This is a genomic window from Bosea sp. BIWAKO-01, from assembly GCF_001748145.1.
Classification (GTDB): domain Bacteria; phylum Pseudomonadota; class Alphaproteobacteria; order Rhizobiales; family Beijerinckiaceae; genus Allobosea.
Map to the genome: position 1 here is coordinate 4599277 of NZ_BCQA01000001.1, position 16422 is coordinate 4615698.

A 16422-nucleotide genomic window follows, 5' to 3' on the forward strand; every position below is an offset into this window, starting at 1 on the left:
ATGCGTTCTCTAGGGAGCGATGAAATGATCCCGGGCCGTCACGACCTCGCCGGCGAACAGGTCGGAGGCGGTGAAGGTGATCGTCTGGGATTTGTCGAGAGGAATGCCGGCCGGAACCGTGACCAGCGCGCGGATCTCGCGCGAGGAATCGGGGTCGACCGTGATGATCGGACGGAGATCGGCCGTCGCCTGGGTTCCGACGGTCTCGACCCGGATACCGGGCAGGCCGGCGACGGTGAGCGCGAAGGGGCGGGAATCCGGACGTTTGTTCAGCAGGCGGATTGTGTAGGCGTTGCGGATCGAGCCGTCGCTGAGCGTCACAAAGAGAGGTGTGCGTTCGTGCAGCACGGAGATTCCCGCCGTGCTGCGGGTTGCGAGCTGGTAGATCATGGCTCCGCCGACGAGCCCGATCAGCGCGGTGTAGATCAGGGTGCGGGCGCGGATCAGGCGATAGACCGGCTTCTGGCCGGCGATCCGCCGCTTGACGTTGTCGTCGGTGTCATAAGCAATCAACCCGGCCGGGCGGTTGATCTTGAGCATGACCGTATCGCAGGCATCGATGCACAGGCCGCACTGGATGCAGTCCATCTGCGAGCCATCGCGGATGTCGATACCCGTCGGGCAGACCGCGACGCACTGGAAGCAGTCGATGCAGTCGCCAGCCGGCTCGTTGGCGGCACGCAGGCGCGTGGCCTGCTTGACCGAGACGCGCGGATCGCCGCGATCATAGCGATAGGTGACATTGAGGGCGTCGTCATCGGTCAGCGCCGCCTGGATGCGCGGCCAGGGGCACATGAAGGTGCAGACCTGCTCGCGCATGATCCCGGCGAGCGCATAGGTGGTGAAGGTCAGGATGCCGATCCAGACATAGGCCGAGAGCGGTGCCGTGAAGGTCGCGAGTTCCCGCACGAGGGTCGGCGCATCCGCGAAATAGAGCACCCAGGCGCCGCCGGTCCACCAGGCGATCACGAGCCAGACCAGGTGCTTGCCGGTCTTCCGGGCGAGCTTGTCGGCGGTCCAGGGACCCTCGTCACGCTTCATCCGCTCGCGCCGGTCGCCCTCGAAAGCGCGTTCGACGGCGAGGAAGAGGTCGGTCCAGACAGTCTGAGGGCAGAGATAGCCGCACCAGACCCGGCCTGCGACGGCATTCATCAGGAACAGAACGAAGGCGGCCAGGATCAGCAGGCCGGTGAAGTAATAGACCTCCTGCGGCCAGATTTCGATGAAGAAGAAATAGAAGCGGTTATTGGCGATGTCGGCGAGCACTGCCTGGTTCGGCAGGTTGGGGCCGCGGTCCCAACGCAGGAAGGGCAGGAGATAGTAGATGCCGAGGCAGAGGACGAGGATGAGCCACTTGGCGCGCCGGAACGGGCCCGACACGCTCTGTGGGTAAACCTTCTTCGACGGTGCGAAGAGCGGAGCGTCTTCGCTTTCCGCGAGTGCCATGTCATTGGCCTCCGCCGAGCGAGTGGACATAGACGGTCAGCGCCTTGATCGTGGTCGGGTCGAGACGCTGGCCCCAGGCGGGCATGACGCCGTTGCGGCTGTTGGTGATGGTCTCGGTCAGGGACGCGAGATCCATGCCGTAGAGCGAGATGGCGTCGGTCAGGTTCGGCGCGCCGAGCTCCTGATTGCCCTTGCCGGCAGGCCCATGGCAGGCCGCGCAATTATCGGCGAAGAGCTTGCGGCCGAGTGCGAGGTCCGCCTTGGGTGCAGTCGACAGCCCAGCCAGTTCGCGCACGTGATTGGCGACCGCGCTGATCTCGTCCCTCTTCAGCATGCCGTCGCGCCCGAAGGCCGGCATCTGGCTGACGCGGGTGTCGTTGTTGCCGGCGACGCGGATGCCGTGCTGCAGCGTGGTCTGGATCGCGGCAAGCGAGCCGCCCCAGAGCCACTCGTCGTCATTCAGGTTGGGGTAGCCCTTGGCGCCGCTGCCGCCGACGCCGTGGCAGGCGGCGCAATTGTCGCCGAAGGCGGCCTTGCCCTGTGCCGTGGCGATGCGAAACAGGGCGGGGTCGGCCTTGATCTGCTCGAGCGAGGCTTCGGCGAGGCCGCTGGCCAGCGCGGCTCGATCCTTGCGCATGACCACGAGATCGTCCTCGATCTCCTGTCGCGAGGCGTAGCCGATGACGCCCCTGGTCGCGTCGGTGAGCAGCGGCCAGGCCGGGTAGATGACCCAGTAGCCGACAGACCAGATGATCGTGGCGTAGAAGATGCCGAGCCACCAGCGCGGCAGCGGCGTGTTGAGTTCGCGGATGCCGTCCCACTCGTGACCGGTGGTCGACTGGCCGGTGGCGGCATCGAATTCCGAGGCAGGGTCGTGATGTTTGTTCATGGCTCAGTCCTCCCGCAGGGGAGTGCGGGCGGCCTCGTCGAAGCGCGCGCGGTTGCTCGGCCAGAGTGCGTAGAGGCAAATGGCCAGGAAGGTGCCGACGAAGTAGAGAAGGCCGGCGGATTGGGCGAAGCCCGCGAGCCAATGGTAGGTCGAATCCATGGTGCCCTCGCTCAACGGATGTTGGCCTTGGTGTCGTAGAGCTTGAAGTCGACGAGCGTGCCGAGGACCTGCAGGTAGGCAATCAGCGCGTCGGCTTCCGTGACCCGCTTGGGATCGCCGTCGAAATCGCGGATCTGGACCTTGGGATAGCGCGCTTCGAGTTCGGCCGCCTTCGGGTGGTCGGGAGTGGCCTGGGCCTCGAGGTCGCTCGCGGCCTGTGCGATCATCTCGTCGGTATAGGGCACGCCGCCGCCGCGATTGGCGCGCAGGTGATCGGCGATGTCGCCGAACCGAAGCTCGGTCTTCGCCAGGAACGGGTAGCCGGGCATGATCGACTGCGGCACCAGCGCGCGCGGCTGGTTGAGATGGCCGAGTTGCCATTCGTCGGAATATTTGCCGCCGACGCGGGCGAGGTCCGGACCTGTCCGCTTCGAGCCCCACTGGAAGGGCTTGTCATACATGCTCTCGGCCGCCAGCGAGTAGGGCCCGTAGCGCTCGATCTCGTCGCGCAACGGCCGGATCATCTGGCTATGGCAGTTGTAGCAGCCCTCGCGGACATAGATGTCGCGGCCGGCGAGCTCCAGCGGCGTATAGGGCCGCATGCCATCGACCTTCTCGATCGTGTTGCGGAGGTAGAAGAGCGGGGCGATCTCGACGAGACCGCCGACCGAGATCACCAGGAGCACGCCGATGACCAGGATGATCGAGTTGGTCTCGAAGATCTTGTGCTTGAGCCAGAGCGACTTGCGCGGTGCCGGGTTTTCAATGCTCGACATCTGAGCGTTCCTTACTGCGCGGGGACGAGCTGCGGCTGCAGCGCATGGTCATCGCTCGGGGCGTCGACCGTGCCGTGCCTGACCGTCATCCAGAGATTGAAGGCCATGATCAGCGCCCCGGTCAGGAAGAGCCCGCCACCGAGCGCCCTGATGACGTAGTAGGGCTTCATCGCAGCCACGGTTTCGATGAAGGAGTATTCGAGGAAGCCGAGCGAGGTGTAGGCGCGCCACATCAGGCCCTGCATGATGCCGGAGACCCACATCGCGGAGATGTAGAAGACGATTCCGAGCGTCGAGATCCAGAAGTGCCAGTTGACGAGCTTCAACGAATACAGCTCACGCCGGTTCCACAGCCACGGCACGAGGCAGTAGATCGCGCCGAAGGAAATATAGGCGACCCAGCCAAGCGCACCGGAATGGACATGCCCGATCGTCCAGTCGGTGTAGTGGGAGAGCGAGTTCACCGCCTTGATCGACATCAGCGGACCTTCGAAGGTCGACATGCCGTAGAAGGCGAGCGAGACCACCATCATGCGCAGCACAGGGTCAGTGCGCAGCTTGTCCCAGGCGCCGGACAACGTCATCAGCCCGTTGATCATGCCGCCCCAGGACGGCATCCAGAGCATGATCGAGAAGGTCATGCCGAGGGTCTGCGCCCAGTCGGGCAGGGCGGTGTAGTGCAGGTGGTGCGGGCCGGCCCAGATGTAGAGGAAGATCAGCGCCCAGAAATGGATGATCGAGAGGCGGTAGCTGTAGACCGGCCGATCGGCACGTTTCGGCACGAAATAGTACATGATCGCGAGGAAGCCGGCGGTGAGGAAGAAGCCGACCGCGTTGTGGCCGTACCACCACTGGAACATCGCATCCTGGACGCCCGACCAGACGACATAGGATTTCGGTGAGAGGAGCGAGACCGGCAGGGCCAGATTATTGCCGATATGCAGGACGGCGATCGTCAGGATGAAGCCGAGATAGAACCAGTTCGCCACATAGATGTGCGGCTCCTTGCGCTTGGCCAAGGTCGCAAGGAACACCAGCAGATAGACCACCCAGACGATGGTCAGCCAGAGATCGGCATACCATTCGGGCTCGGCGTATTCCTTGCCCTGAGTGATGCCGAGCAGATAGCCGGTGCCGGCGAGCACTATGAAGAAGTTGTAGCCCAGGACGACGAACCACGGCGCGATGTCACCGGCCAGACGCGCCCGCGAGGTGCGCTGCACGACATAGAAGGACGTGCCGATCAGCACATTTCCGCCGAAGGCGAAGATCACCGCCGAGGTGTGAAGCGGGCGCATCCGGCCGAAATTCGTCCAGGGCAGGTCGAAGTTCAGGTCGGGAAAGGCGAGCTGAAGCGCGATGATCAGGCCGACGGTGAACCCGGCAATGCCCCAGACCATTGCGGCCACGGTCGCGAACTTGACCGGGTCCATATTGTAGTTCGGCTTGCCGTCGATCTCCTGCGGTGCAGGGCTCGGCGCCGGACTGAAGCAGCGATTGCCGATCAGGAACACCGCGACAAGCGAGGCGACCGCCGCGAGGCCGATATGGAAGGCATAGGCGGGATCGGGTGTCAGGGCGGCGATGACGATAAGCGGCAGCACGCAGCCGGCCGCCAATACGAGGCCCCCCATTTCTCCCGTCGTCGCGCGCCTGATCGGATACCCTGTCGCCGCCATGGCCAGCCCTCGTTTGCTGCAGCGCATCAATGCTGCCAATCGAGAGCGTTAGCGAAGCGGAGCGGGAGGGGCCTTGATGCAGATCAACGCGATCCGACGAAGGCTCCTTTGCTGCACTGCGGAATCAGCAAGGGCGCCGATTGGACGGCGCCCTCAGGAGCTGCGGGAGCTGCGATCAGGCCGCTGCGACCATTTCCATATGGCCGGTGTTGAGCAGGCGCACGCCGTCCGGCACGATCAGGATCGTCTTGTCCTTAGCGAGCTTGGTGAAGGTGCGGCTCACCGTTTCGATCGTCAGCCCGAGGAAATCAGCGATGTCCTGGCGGCTCATCGGCAGCGGCACGGTCACTGACGGCTTGCCGAGCTTGGCCCAGCGGTCGCGCATGGTGAGCAGGAAGCAGATGACCCGCTCTTCTGCGCTGCGGCGGCCGAGCAGCATCATCTGCTCCTGGGCCAGCGTAAGTTCATGGGTGGCGAACTCATGAAGGCGACGCAGCAGATGCGGCTTGGCATTGACCAGCGAGGCATAGGCCGAACGCGAGAAGGCGCAGGCCGACACTGAGTCGACCGCATCGGCCGAGAAGCCGAAGGCATCGCGCATCGCCAATCCGAGGAAATCTCCCGGCAGGGCAAAGCCGATGATCTGCCGGCGTCCATCCGGCAACAGCTTGTAGAGCCGCACCATGCCTTCGATGATGTTGTAGACCGAATGCGCGGGATGGTCCTGAACGAAGACCGTTTCCTTGGCATCGAACGAGGTGTGATGGGAGAGAGCGTCGAGCTCTTCTAGTTCCTCGACGGATAGCGATGCGCACACGCTCGCGAGGCGGACCTTGCAGGCAAGGCATCCGCTGTCTCGTCTTGAATCATTGCCGCAAGCGGCCTGCTGGCAGTCCACGCGTTCGTACCTCCGTGAACAAGGGAGCATCACACCTTGTTCCCAGTCATTCAAACCCTAGCCGGGAGGGCGAGGGCGCTCCTTGATCTGCATCAATGCAGAAGATCGGGTGTTCAACTCTGCTGACATATCTCCGCTCAGCAGTTCGGCAATCGTAATGGAAGATATTTTCGAGGCGGTACGCGTCACATCGCAGCAGGCACAGGCAGCCTATGCATTGATGGCGATGGCGAACCCGGGCCTCAGTATCAGTGACTGGGCCGCTTACCTGCGTCGCTACGAGAAGGAAACGGGCCAGGAGCGCGGTCTGATTGCCCTATATGACCGGCGTCGCTGCATCCACGGGATCTTCGCTTATGAGATCGCCCAGCCCCTTTCCCGCGAGGCGACGCTCAACGTCTCCGAACTGGCCTCGGTGCGCCTGCCCGGGACCGTCCTGATCGATGCCCTGATGCGTTTCGCCAATACTCTCGCCGGTGAGCTCAATCTTCCTGCCATTGCGCTCGAACTCGAGCCTTCGGCCGTCTGGGCGCAGGACCAGGTGGCAATGGAGCAGCGGGGCTTTGCGCTCGAACGGGTCAGGATGCGGGGACGGACCTGGTAACAGCTCACGAAATCGTCGCATTGACACCGGGGGAATCTGGGTAGGGTCGCGCAGTGCCGCGGGAATCTGTTCCCGGGTGCCTGATTCGAGCCTATGGAGCCCCGGATGTCCGATCTTTCTGCCTTCCCGATCACCCAGCGCTGGCCGGCCCAGCATCTCGACCGCATCCAGCTCTATTCGTTGCCGACGCCGAATGGCGTGAAGGTCTCGATCATGCTGGAGGAGACCGGGCTGCCCTATGAGCCGCATACGATCAATATCGGGCAGAACGAGACCTGGACTGCGGAATTCCTGTCCCTCAATCCGAATGGCAAGATCCCTGCGATCATCGATCCCAATGGCCCGGGCGGCAAGCCGATCGGCCTGTTCGAGTCAGGGGCGATCCTGATCTATCTCGCGGAGAAGGCAGGCAAGTTCCTGCCGTCCAATCTGGCGGAGCGCTACGAGACCATCCAGTGGGTGTTCTTCCAGATGGCTGCGGTCGGGCCGATGTTCGGTCAGCTCGGCTTCTTCCATAAGTTCGCCGGGCGCGAATACGAGGACAAGCGTCCGCGTGACCGCTACGCGGCCGAGAGCAAGCGTCTGCTCGGCGTGCTCGAGACGCGTCTCGCCGGTCGCGACTGGATCATGGGCGATGCCTACACCATCGCCGACATTTCCCTGCTCGGCTGGGTCCGCAACCTCGTTGGATTCTATGGTGCGGGCGAACTCGTCGACTATTCCAGCCTGAAGCATGTGCCGGCCTGGCTGGAGCGTGGGCTTGCGCGCCCTGCCGTCCAGCGCGGGCTCGATATCCCGAAACGGCCCTGAGGGCTTCGATGCAGCCGCCGTTGTTGCGGCTGCATCCTGCTCTGATTCCTTGGATTTCCTGAATCTTACGCCGACTTCCCAAGGTCGACCTGGAACACTGCGCGCAGTGATGTGAGAGGGCTCCGACCCGCAAGGCCCTCAATCAGGAGGAGGACCGGCAGCGGAGAGGGTATATCGGGTAGCGCTCAATTATTGTCGACAGTATTTCATTTTGTGCGGTCTGAAGCTTGCGTTTCAGCCGTTCACATGAAACATATGTCGACAATAAATCTCCGGCGGCGCTAGGCGACCAGCCGGATCGGCGTGAGGAAATGCCCGTCCATGGCTCGATTCAACAACAATGAACGCCCCGCTCCGGATGGCGTGCTCGTCGATATCGCCGATTACGTCCTGAACGATCGTGTCGACAGTTCGCTGGCATACGAGACCGCCCGCAACTGCCTGCTCGACACGCTCGGCTGCGGGCTCGAGGCTTTGGAGTACCCGGCCTGCACCAAGCTGCTTGGCCCGGTCGTGCCGGGGACTGTGGTTCCGAACGGCGCGCGCGTGCCCGGCACGCCCTATCAGCTTGATCCGGTCCAGGCGGCGTTCAATATCGGGACGATGATCCGCTGGCTCGATTTCAACGATTGCTGGCTCGCTGCGGAATGGGGCCACCCGTCGGATAATCTCGGCGGCATCCTGGCCGTGGCCGACTGGCTGTCACGGACCGCAGTTGCCTCCGGACGGCCGCCGATGACCATGCGCGACGTGCTGACCGCGATGATCAAGGCCCATGAGATCCAGGGCTGTCTCGCGCTGGAAAATGCGTTCAACAAGGTTGGGATCGACCATGTCATTCTGGTCAAGGTCGCTTCGACGGCAGTGGTCGCCGGGCTGCTCGGCCTGAACCGCGAAGAGATCGTCAATGCGCTGTCACTTTCCTTCGTCGATGGGCAGGCCCTGCGAACCTATCGCCACGCACCGAATGCGGGCTCGCGCAAGAGCTGGGCGGCCGGAGATGCGACGAGTCGGGCGGTGCGGCTCGCCCTGATCGCCCGGACTGGCGAGATGGGCTACCCCTCGGCCCTGACGGCGAAGACCTGGGGTTTCTACGATTCCTCATTCCGCGGCCAGGAATTCAAGTTCCAGCGGCCTTACGGCTCCTATGTCATGGAGCATGTGCTGTTCAAGATTTCCTATCCGGCCGAGTTCCATGCGCAGACGGCCGTCGAAGCCGCGATGACGCTGCAGGCCCATCTCCAGAAGATCGGCCGCAGCAGCGACGACATTGCTTCGATCCGCGTCCGTACGCACGAGGCTTGCATCCGGATCATCGACAAGCGCGGGCCGCTGCATAACCCGGCCGATCGCGACCACACCCTCCAGTACATGGTGGCGGTGCCGCTGGTCTTCGGACGGCTTACCGCAGGCGATTACGAAGATGATATCGCCGCCGACCCACGCATCGACGCGCTCCGCGACAAGATCGAATGCGTCGAGGATCCTGCTTTCACCCGCGATTATCATGATCCGGAAAAGCGCTCGATCGCCAACGCCATGACGATCACGCTGAATGACGGGACGGTGCTGCCCGAACTGGTGGTGGAATACCCGATCGGCCACAAGCGCCGCCGGGGTGATGGCATCCCGCTGCTCGAGGCCAAGTTCCGCACCAATCTCGCGCGCCGTTTCGTCGAGAAGCGCCAGCGCCAGATCCTCGATGTCTCGCTCGATCAGGCGCGGCTCGAAGCCATGCCGGTGCACGACTACGTCGATCTCTACGCGAACTGAGGCCCCATGCCCTATCTCGTTGCCTCTGATTGTCCTTCGCAACCGGCCGGCGAGCGCTTTCGAGCGTTGGTCGGGCGGGGTGGTATCGTCCAGTTGCCCGGCAGCCATAACGGCATGGCGGCCCTGCAGGCGAAAGCTGCCGGTTTCGAGGCGCTCTATCTCTCGGGCGCGGCCATGACAGCTTCGATGGGGCTGCCCGATCTCGGCATCATCACGGTCGACGAGGTTGCCTTCTTCATCCGGCAGGTGGCGCGGGCCAGCGGCCTGCCGGTGCTGGTCGATGGCGATACAGGCTATGGCGAGGCCCTCAACGTCATGAACATGGTCCGCGCCTTCGAAGACGCGGGCGCGGGCGCCGTCCATATCGAAGACCAGTTGCTGCCGAAGAAATGCGGCCATCTCAACGACAAGAAGCTCGCCGACGCCCATGACATGGCGGCCAAGGTTGCGGCTGCGGCCAAGGCCCGCCGACATCTCTACGTCATCGCCCGCACCGATGCGGCGGCGAGCGAGGGCATCGACGGCGCGGTCGCGCGCGCAAAGCTCTATCTCGAGGCCGGTGCCGACGCGATCTTCCCGGAGGCGCTCACCACGGCCGAGATGTTCAAGGAGTTCGCGCGCCGTGTGCCGGGCGTGCCGCTGCTCGCCAACATGACCGAGTTCGGACGGACGCCTTTCTTCACCGCCTCCGAGTTCGAGGCGATGGGCTACCGCATGGTGATCTGGCCGGTCTCCTCGCTGCGCGTCGCCAACAAGGCGCAGGAGAGGCTTTACGCAGCGCTGGCCCGCGATGGCGGCACGCATGGCATGGTCGAGCAGATGCAGACCCGCGCCGAGCTCTACGCGACCATCGGACTGCACGACTACGAGGCGCTGGATGCTTCCATCGTGGCGACCATCACGCCGGAAGCCATGCCGCAGCACGAGCGGAGCGCCTGACGACCAGTATGCGAGCCGGTGCGGGCCGGCGACCAAGCTCCGCGCGTCGCGCGGCAAAACACGACCAGCCAGACAAGGCGGCGACAACCCACGGGAGGAAACGAGATGTTGAGGCGTCTGATGACGACTGGCGCGATGGCGCTGGTCCTGAGCACGGGCATGGCTGCTGCCGAACCGGCCAAAGTGATGATCCCGGCCAATCCGGGTGGAGGCTGGGACGGTGCGGGCCGTCACACGATGGCGGCTTTCGCGCAGTCGAAGGTCTTCACGGACGGTGCGTCCTTCACCAACAAGGGCGGCGCAGCCGGCACGATCGGGCTTGCCGAATTCGTCCGCACGTCCAAGGGCGACGACAATGCGCTGCTGGTCACGGGCGTCATCATGGTCGGTGGCGTCATCACCAATCAGACGCCTGTGTCCCTGAAGGACACCACCCCGCTGCTGCGCCTGACCAATGAGTACAACGCGATCGCTGTCCCCGCGAATTCGCCGATCAAGACGCCGCAGGATTTCATCGCGGCGATGAAGGCCGATCCCGGCGCGCTCTCCGTCGGCGGCGGTTCGGCCGGCGGCGCAGACCACGTCATGCTGGCGCTGCTCGCCAAGCACGCCGGGGCTCCGGTCGCGAAAATCAATTTCGTGTCGTTCTCGGGTGGGGAAATCCTGGCTGCGCTCGGCGGCGGCAAGATCAAGGCCGCGATCTCCGGCGCGTCGGAGTTTCGCCAGTTCGCCGAAACCGGTCGCATCCGCATCATCGCGGTTTCGGGCCCGACGCGGGTCGACGGGCTCAATGCGCCGACACTGAAGGAATCCGGCATTCCGGTCGAGATCGGCAACTGGCGCGGCTTCGTCGGCGCGCCGGGCATGAGCGAGGCGGCCAAGAAGACCTGGCTCGATCGCTTCGCCAAGCTGCACCAGACGCCGGTCTGGAAGGAAACGCTGAAGACTCAGGGTTGGGAAGATGCCTATCTCCCGGGCGATCAGTTCGCTGCCTTCCTCAAGGCCGAGGATGCGAGCTGGTCGAGCGCACTCAAGGAAGTCGGCATCCTGAAATGACGGTCTGACGGCGCGGCGCGTGACCGGTGGTTGCGCGCCGTCGCCGACGCTTGTTCTCGCGGAGCCCGAACGATGTCGGTCAATCCAAGCAGACAGGATGCCCGCAAGCCGCGCCCATGGTGGCTGGGGCTTGGCGTGCTCGCGATGGGAGCCCTGTGGCTCAATGGGGCGCGCAGCATCGCCTCGACCACGAACTATATCGGGGTCGGGCCGGCGGCTATCATTCTGGCCGTCGGGATCGGGCTCACCATCCTTGGGGTGATCCTGATCACCCAGACGATGCGAGGAGAGCTCGTCGCGGCCGCGGAGGGGGAGGATGAAGCGCCTCCTTCGCGCTCGGCCTTCCTGCTCGCGCTGGCCGGGGTGAGCATTCCGTTGCTGACAATCCGCTGGCTCGGCTTCCCGTTGTCGGCGATGCTCGCGTTCACGCTGGTGACACATGCCTTCGGCTCGCGCCGAACCGGGCTCGACCTCGGGGTCGGAGCCGTGCTCGGTAGTGCTGCGTGGTTTGGCTTCTCCCGCCTCGGCATCAGCCTGGGTCCATTCCTGCCTCTGATTGGGTGAAGCCATGGACATCCTGAACCAGCTGATTGGCGGATTTGCGGTCGCGCTGCAGCCGATGAACCTGTTCTGGGCGCTGATCGGTTGTGCGCTCGGCACTGCCGTCGGCGTGCTTCCCGGGATCGGGCCGGCACTGACCATCGCGCTGCTGCTGCCGGTCACGGCGCAGGTCGCTCCCGCCTCGGCCTTCATCATGTTCGCCGGCATTCTCTACGGCGCACTCTATGGCGGTTCGACGACCTCGATCCTGCTCAATACGCCCGGCGAGAGCGGGGCGGTGATGACGGCACTCGAAGGCAACCGCATGGCGCGCAACGGACGCGGCGCGGCCGCGCTGGCGACGGCGGCGATCGGCTCCTTCGTCGCGGGCACGATCGGCACCCTGGCTCTGACCTTTCTTGCTCCCGCGATCGCGGAGCTCGCCTTCGTCTTCGGACCTGAGGACTATTTCGCCCTGATGGTCCTGTCCTTCACCTCGGTGGCCGTGGTGATGGGCCGGTCGATGGTGCGCGGCTTCACCGCGCTGTTCTTCGGCCTGGCACTGGGCACGATCGGCATCGACACTCAGACCGGGCAGACCCGGATGGTCTTCGGAACGCTCGAACTGCTCGACGGCGTCTCCTTCACCGTCGTGCTGGTGTCGCTCTTTGCGATCGGCGAAGCGCTCTATGTGGCTAGCCGCAGCGGCACCGTGCCGGCGGCGATCAACCCGCTATCGGGCGGGAGCTGGATGACCCGGCAGGACTGGGCGCGTTCCTGGAAGCCGTGGCTGCGGGGCAGCGTCATCGGCTTTCCGATCGGCGCATTGCCGGCAGGCGGCACGGAGATTCCGACCTTCCTGTCCTATGCGCTGGAGCGCCGCCTGAGCAAGCATCCGAAGGAGTTCGGACACGGTGCGATCGAGGGTGTCGCCGGCCCGGAAGCCGCCAATAATGCGGCCGCAGCCGGAATTCTCGTGCCGTTGCTGACGCTCGGTCTGCCTTCGACCGCGACGGCCGCGGTGCTGCTCGCCGCCTTTCAGAACTACGGGCTGCAGCCCGGGCCGATGCTGTTTGCGACCAATCCTGACTTGCTCTGGGGCCTGATTGCTTCGCTCTATATCGGCAACCTGATCCTGCTCGTGCTGAACCTGCCACTGGTCGGCATCTGGGTGCGGCTGCTGCTGATCCCGCGGCACTATATCTATGGCGGCATCGTCGTCTTCGCGCTGGTCGGCGTCTGGGGGCTGTCGACCTCCTGGATGGATCTGCTGCTGATGTGCGGCCTCGGGCTCATCGGTTATGTGGCGCGGGTCTATGATTTCCCGATTGCGCCCGTGCTGATCGGCCTGATCCTCGGGCCGCAGGCCGAAATCCAGCTGCGGCGTGCTCTTGCGGTCAGCCAGGGCGACTGGGGCGTGCTGGTCAGCACGCCGATCGCCGCGACGCTGCTCTCGATCGCGCTTCTCGTGCTGGTGGTGCCCCCGATGCTGGCTCGGCTTCGGTCGCGGCCGAAAGCCGAGCCCGCCATTTCCACCGGCTGAGTGCTATTCGCTGGCCCCGGCGCGGCGCTTTGCCGGCTTGATGGCCTCGACTGCGGATAGCGCCGCCTGCAAGGCTGTCCGGGCGGCGCGGATGTGACGCCGCATCAGGATCTCCGCCAGCTCGCCGTCGCGATGGCTGATCGCCTCCGTGATGCGCACATGTTCGCGCCAGGCCTCGCGCCCGCGTCCCCGAACGGTCGAATGCAGACGCCGGCACAAGCGCAGCCGCGGATAGAATTGCTCGCATAGCAATTCGGCGAGGATCGGATTGCCGCTGCCATTGGCGATGCGTCGATGGAAATCCGCCTCCGGCTCGTCCTGCAGATAGGCGCCGAGGGGATTGCGCTCGATCTCGTCGCGATGGCCGGCGACGAGATCCTCGAGCGCCCTGATCTCGGTATCGCTCATGTTCTCGGCGGCGAGGCGGGCGGCCATGCCCTCGGTGGCTTCGCGTACATCGAGCAGAGCGAGGAACTCCGCGGCGCTGGGCTCGGCGACGCGCACGCCTTGATTGGCGACATAGGTGACGAGTCCGCGCTCCTGGAGGCGGCGGATCGCTTCGCGTACAGGCGCCCGGCTGGCGCCGTAGCGCCGCGCGATGACGGGTTCGCTCAGCTTCTCGCCGGGCGCAAGTTCACCGGCGACGATGGCCTGTGAAAGCGCATCGTAAAGCCGGACGGTCAGGCCCGTCGTGATGACGCTGTCCTGGCTGTCGCTGTCTGACATGGTCGCTGGCGCTTTCCCGGAATCGGAACGATGGAAGCATAGCGCAAGGGGCCGGGATTTGCCTTGATGATCCGGCCCTCGACCACGCGCCTTCCGCGCACGCGCGGAACTGTCGGGACATGGACTAGTCGAGCACCCGCCTGATCTTGGCGAGCGAGGTGGCTTCGTCCTCGTGATAGTCGATCATGGTCTTGAAGCGACCTTGCGCGTCCATCAGGTAGACCGAGGCGGTGTGGTCCATCGTGTAGCTGCTCTCGGTCGGGATGCGCTTGGCATAGGCCTTGTAGGCGCCGATCGCGGCCTCGACCTGCTCGCGACTGCCGGAGAGACCGACGATCCGGGGATCGAAGGACTGCAGATAGAGCGCCATCTGCTCCGGGGTGTCGCGTTCGGGATCGACCGTGATGAACAGGATCTGCAGCTTGTCCGCGTCGGGGCCGAGCTTGGACAGCCAGTTGGTCATATCGAGCAGCGTCGTGGGGCAGACCTCGGGGCAGTGGGTGAAGCCGAAGAACACTGCCATTGGCTTGCCGCGGAAATCGGCGTCGGTGACGGGCTTTCCCTTGTGGTCGACAAGCGTGAAGGAGCCGCCGACCTGAGGGACACCCTGGCCCGTCGCCAACTCCGTCGATGGGCGTCCAGGGCCGTCGACCTGCCACCAGCCCAGCAGAATCGCGGCGCTGACGAAGGTGATGACGCCGACCAGGAGCCAGGCGCCATAGCGAATGAATTTATGGGCTTGCATGCTTGATGTCGGCTCTGTCGGCGTTCGCCGGCTTATTGTTTGGCAAGAGAGGCGGTCGTCTCGACCTCGGCGGCTTGATCCCCGCCGCCATACGGGTCGGCCAATGCAGCTTCCGGCCGGCTGATCTCGACCTTGCCTGCGACCATGGTCTGCATCCGCTCCGGCCCCAGCTTCTGCAGGAGGCCGCGAAAGCTCTTGTGCATGCCGCCATCGAGATAGGCGTAGTTCATCGCGGGCATGCCGCTGCCGACCAGTTCGGCAAAGCGCTGCTCGTCACGGGACTGGCGCTGCGCCACGACCGCGGCGAAGGTCGGTTCGACCTCATAGGCCGGGCAGGGCGCATCGGGGCTGAAGGGCCCAGATCCCGCACCGGGATTGAAGACATAGCGGCGGCCGCAGGCGGCGAGCACCGGCGGCTGCCGTGTCGCCTCGAAATGGTCTGAGCCTTCCTTGAGATTACGCCAAAAGGCGATGTTCGGATTGCTGCGATGCCGGGCCATGTTTTGCGGCGTCATGCGGAAGGGCAGCGCCTGGACCTGGAAGCTGCGCTGTCCGCCTGCAAAGGCCTCGCGCGCCAGGCCGTAGATTTCGGTGACGCCTTCATCCGTCATGGCGTAGCAGCCAGCCGAGGTGCAGGCGCCGTGCACCATCAGGGCCGAGCCTGTATAGCCTTGCGCTTGCTCGACAGCGTTGGGGTAGCCGAGATTGAAGGACAGGTAGAACTGCGAGCGCGGATTCATAAGGTCCGCGGTCACGGTGTAGAACCCCTCCGGAGCCTGCCGGTCGCCCTCGCGCTTCTTGGGGCCGAGTTGCCCTGACCAGCGGCACATTGGATAGGTCTTGAGCAGAGCGTATTGCCCGCTGCGATCCCGCTTCCAGACTTCGAGTTCGCTTTCTTGCTTGAAGAGGCGCACCAGGATCGGATCGGCCTGCGTCATGCCCTTGCCGGACATCTCGGCCACGAGACGGGCCGGCAGAGGCTGCAGATGGCGCGTGTCGCCTTCTCCGCTGACACAGCCGCTCAGCGCAACGGCACCGAGCGCCAATGCGAGGGCGAGACCGAGGAAGGGGCGAGGTTGACGTGCGGACATGCGGGGAAGCGTGGATGATCAAGGCTGACAGGAGGTGAAGAAGCGAGGTTAACGCTTTCCTACAGGCTGACCCCGGAGCAGGATCAAGCCCAGATCACGCTTACGTGCGCGGTTTCGGCGCAGGCTGGGCGCTCGGAAGGGCGGCGAGCAGCATCAGTCCGACGCCTGCCGAAATGGCGATGTCGGCCCCGTTGAAGGTCGGCCAGTGCCAGCCCTGGTAATGCAGGTCGATGAAATCCGTGACGGCGCCCTGCCGCCAGCGATCGAGAGCATTGCCGAGTGCGCCTCCGGCGATCAGGCCAAGGCCGATCCGCTCCCGCCCATCGTCGCAGCGTGCGGCCCAGAGAAGAAGCCCCATCGCGACGATGAGCTTGAATGCCGCCAGCAATTCCGGCCAGGCCTCGAGCGTATCGCGGAACAGCCCGAAACTGACGCCGTAATTGAAGCCGAGGCGCAGATTCAGAAAGGGGGTGATCTCGATCGGGCGTGGCGGCGCCATGACGAAATCGAGGATCAGCCATTTCGTGACCTGATCGAGAGCGAAGGCCAGGGCCGCCCACAGCAAGGCTCGGCCGAGCTGACGACGCATCACCGCTGCCCCCTCGTCGCGAGGCGGATTTGTCTGGATGGGATCACCTTCGTCTCCGGCCGGTTACATCAGAGACAGGGCTTGTAGGACCTGCAGTGGCTTTAGGTTCAAGCGGATAATTCCAATCGGCATGGGAATCCGCCTCGCGTCAGGACACCC

General features: G+C 64.5%; 17 protein-coding genes. 7 read left to right on the forward strand and 10 right to left on the reverse strand.

The features are described 5' to 3' along the window. Window positions 1–9: 9 nt before the first annotated feature. The 6 genes from ccoG to BIWAKO_RS21520 all read right to left on the reverse strand — a co-directional run bounded on the left by ccoG (window position 10) and on the right by BIWAKO_RS21520 (window position 5877). Window positions 10–1446 (reverse strand): cytochrome c oxidase accessory protein CcoG, encoded by a 1437-nt coding sequence (gene ccoG, locus BIWAKO_RS21495; RefSeq protein WP_141740178.1) that lies wholly within the window; start codon window positions 1444–1446, stop codon window positions 10–12. A gap of 1 nt (window position 1447) precedes the next feature. Then, entirely contained in the window at window positions 1448–2335 is an 888-nt protein-coding gene (gene ccoP, locus BIWAKO_RS21500) for a cytochrome-c oxidase, cbb3-type subunit III (protein WP_069880375.1), read from the reverse strand. A gap of 3 nt (window positions 2336–2338) precedes the next feature. Further along, complete coding sequence (locus BIWAKO_RS21505) at window positions 2339–2494, reverse strand: cbb3-type cytochrome c oxidase subunit 3 (protein WP_043235436.1); 156 nt, start codon at window positions 2492–2494, stop codon at window positions 2339–2341. Between the two features lie 11 nt (window positions 2495–2505). Further along, window positions 2506–3270, reverse strand: coding sequence for a cytochrome-c oxidase, cbb3-type subunit II (ccoO, locus tag BIWAKO_RS21510; protein WP_069880376.1), 765 nt, complete (start codon window positions 3268–3270; stop codon window positions 2506–2508). A gap of 11 nt (window positions 3271–3281) precedes the next feature. Beyond that, on the reverse strand, window positions 3282–4949 hold the full coding sequence (gene ccoN / locus BIWAKO_RS21515; protein ID WP_176733372.1) for a cytochrome-c oxidase, cbb3-type subunit I: 1668 nt from the start codon (window positions 4947–4949) through the stop codon (window positions 3282–3284). Window positions 4950–5124: 175 nt separating this feature from the next. Next, window positions 5125–5877 carry a helix-turn-helix domain-containing protein gene (locus BIWAKO_RS21520; RefSeq protein WP_074471594.1) on the reverse strand — a complete coding sequence of 251 codons (753 nt, stop codon included), beginning with the start codon at window positions 5875–5877 and terminating at the stop codon, window positions 5125–5127. Between the two features lie 52 nt (window positions 5878–5929). Between BIWAKO_RS21520 and BIWAKO_RS21525 the strand changes: the two genes are divergently transcribed. The 7 genes from BIWAKO_RS21525 (at window position 5930) to BIWAKO_RS21555 (ending at window position 13112) form a co-directional block, all read left to right on the forward strand. Next, window positions 5930–6451, forward strand: a complete 522-nt coding sequence (locus BIWAKO_RS21525) for a hypothetical protein (RefSeq protein WP_141740179.1) — start codon at window positions 5930–5932, stop codon at window positions 6449–6451. 105 nt (window positions 6452–6556) lie between these two features. After that, window positions 6557–7261 (forward strand): glutathione S-transferase N-terminal domain-containing protein, encoded by a 705-nt coding sequence (locus BIWAKO_RS21530; RefSeq protein WP_069880380.1) that lies wholly within the window; start codon window positions 6557–6559, stop codon window positions 7259–7261. 321 nt (window positions 7262–7582) lie between these two features. Beyond that, window positions 7583–9034, forward strand: coding sequence for a bifunctional 2-methylcitrate dehydratase/aconitate hydratase (locus BIWAKO_RS21535; protein ID WP_069880381.1), 1452 nt, complete (start codon window positions 7583–7585; stop codon window positions 9032–9034). 6 nt (window positions 9035–9040) lie between these two features. Continuing rightward, a complete protein-coding gene (gene prpB, locus BIWAKO_RS21540) occupies window positions 9041–9973 on the forward strand; it encodes a methylisocitrate lyase (RefSeq protein WP_069880382.1) in 933 nt (310 codons plus the stop codon). 105 nt (window positions 9974–10078) lie between these two features. After that, complete coding sequence (locus tag BIWAKO_RS21545) at window positions 10079–11029, forward strand: Bug family tripartite tricarboxylate transporter substrate binding protein (protein WP_069880383.1); 951 nt, start codon at window positions 10079–10081, stop codon at window positions 11027–11029. Between the two features lie 72 nt (window positions 11030–11101). Further along, complete coding sequence (locus tag BIWAKO_RS21550; RefSeq protein ID WP_069880384.1) at window positions 11102–11593, forward strand: tripartite tricarboxylate transporter TctB family protein; 492 nt, start codon at window positions 11102–11104, stop codon at window positions 11591–11593. Between the two features lie 4 nt (window positions 11594–11597). Further along, entirely contained in the window at window positions 11598–13112 is a 1515-nt protein-coding gene (locus BIWAKO_RS21555) for a tripartite tricarboxylate transporter permease (protein WP_069880385.1), read from the forward strand. Window positions 13113–13115: 3 nt separating this feature from the next. Here the strand turns inward: BIWAKO_RS21555 and BIWAKO_RS21560 are convergent, their stop codons facing one another. The 4 genes from BIWAKO_RS21560 to lspA form a co-directional block, all read right to left on the reverse strand. Beyond that, window positions 13116–13838 carry a GntR family transcriptional regulator gene (locus tag BIWAKO_RS21560; RefSeq protein WP_069880386.1) on the reverse strand — a complete coding sequence of 241 codons (723 nt, stop codon included), beginning with the start codon at window positions 13836–13838 and terminating at the stop codon, window positions 13116–13118. Window positions 13839–13962: 124 nt separating this feature from the next. Next, on the reverse strand, window positions 13963–14583 hold the full coding sequence (locus BIWAKO_RS21565; protein WP_069880387.1) for an SCO family protein: 621 nt from the start codon (window positions 14581–14583) through the stop codon (window positions 13963–13965). Between the two features lie 32 nt (window positions 14584–14615). Continuing rightward, window positions 14616–15674 carry a L,D-transpeptidase family protein gene (locus tag BIWAKO_RS21570; RefSeq protein ID WP_069880388.1) on the reverse strand — a complete coding sequence of 353 codons (1059 nt, stop codon included), beginning with the start codon at window positions 15672–15674 and terminating at the stop codon, window positions 14616–14618. 100 nt (window positions 15675–15774) lie between these two features. Beyond that, window positions 15775–16263: a signal peptidase II gene (lspA, locus tag BIWAKO_RS21575; RefSeq protein WP_069880389.1), complete on the reverse strand. Its 489-nt coding sequence runs from the start codon at window positions 16261–16263 to the stop codon at window positions 15775–15777. Between the last annotated feature and the right edge of the window lie 159 nt (window positions 16264–16422).

What these genes read in the sequence shown, in the direction of transcription:
- BIWAKO_RS21505 (WP_043235436.1), bottom strand. Translation starts at nt 2,494, where the DNA reads ATGGATTCGACCTACCATTGGCTCGCGGGCTTCGCCCAATCCGCCGGC.
- BIWAKO_RS21565 (WP_069880387.1), bottom strand. Translation starts at nt 14,583, where the DNA reads ATGCAAGCCCATAAATTCATTCGCTATGGCGCCTGGCTCCTGGTCGGC.
- BIWAKO_RS21545 (WP_069880383.1), top strand. Translation starts at nt 10,079, where the DNA reads ATGTTGAGGCGTCTGATGACGACTGGCGCGATGGCGCTGGTCCTGAGC.
- ccoP (WP_069880375.1), bottom strand. Translation starts at nt 2,335, where the DNA reads ATGAACAAACATCACGACCCTGCCTCGGAATTCGATGCCGCCACCGGC.
- prpB (WP_069880382.1), top strand. Translation starts at nt 9,041, where the DNA reads ATGCCCTATCTCGTTGCCTCTGATTGTCCTTCGCAACCGGCCGGCGAG.
- BIWAKO_RS21535 (WP_069880381.1), top strand. Translation starts at nt 7,583, where the DNA reads ATGGCTCGATTCAACAACAATGAACGCCCCGCTCCGGATGGCGTGCTC.
- BIWAKO_RS21570 (WP_069880388.1), bottom strand. Translation starts at nt 15,674, where the DNA reads ATGTCCGCACGTCAACCTCGCCCCTTCCTCGGTCTCGCCCTCGCATTG.
- BIWAKO_RS21530 (WP_069880380.1), top strand. Translation starts at nt 6,557, where the DNA reads ATGTCCGATCTTTCTGCCTTCCCGATCACCCAGCGCTGGCCGGCCCAG.
- lspA (WP_069880389.1), bottom strand. Translation starts at nt 16,263, where the DNA reads ATGCGTCGTCAGCTCGGCCGAGCCTTGCTGTGGGCGGCCCTGGCCTTC.
- BIWAKO_RS21560 (WP_069880386.1), bottom strand. Translation starts at nt 13,838, where the DNA reads ATGTCAGACAGCGACAGCCAGGACAGCGTCATCACGACGGGCCTGACC.
- ccoN (WP_176733372.1), bottom strand. Translation starts at nt 4,949, where the DNA reads ATGGCGGCGACAGGGTATCCGATCAGGCGCGCGACGACGGGAGAAATG.
- ccoG (WP_141740178.1), bottom strand. Translation starts at nt 1,446, where the DNA reads ATGGCACTCGCGGAAAGCGAAGACGCTCCGCTCTTCGCACCGTCGAAG.
- BIWAKO_RS21550 (WP_069880384.1), top strand. Translation starts at nt 11,102, where the DNA reads ATGTCGGTCAATCCAAGCAGACAGGATGCCCGCAAGCCGCGCCCATGG.
- ccoO (WP_069880376.1), bottom strand. Translation starts at nt 3,270, where the DNA reads ATGTCGAGCATTGAAAACCCGGCACCGCGCAAGTCGCTCTGGCTCAAG.
- BIWAKO_RS21555 (WP_069880385.1), top strand. Translation starts at nt 11,598, where the DNA reads ATGGACATCCTGAACCAGCTGATTGGCGGATTTGCGGTCGCGCTGCAG.
- BIWAKO_RS21520 (WP_074471594.1), bottom strand. Translation starts at nt 5,877, where the DNA reads ATGCTCCCTTGTTCACGGAGGTACGAACGCGTGGACTGCCAGCAGGCC.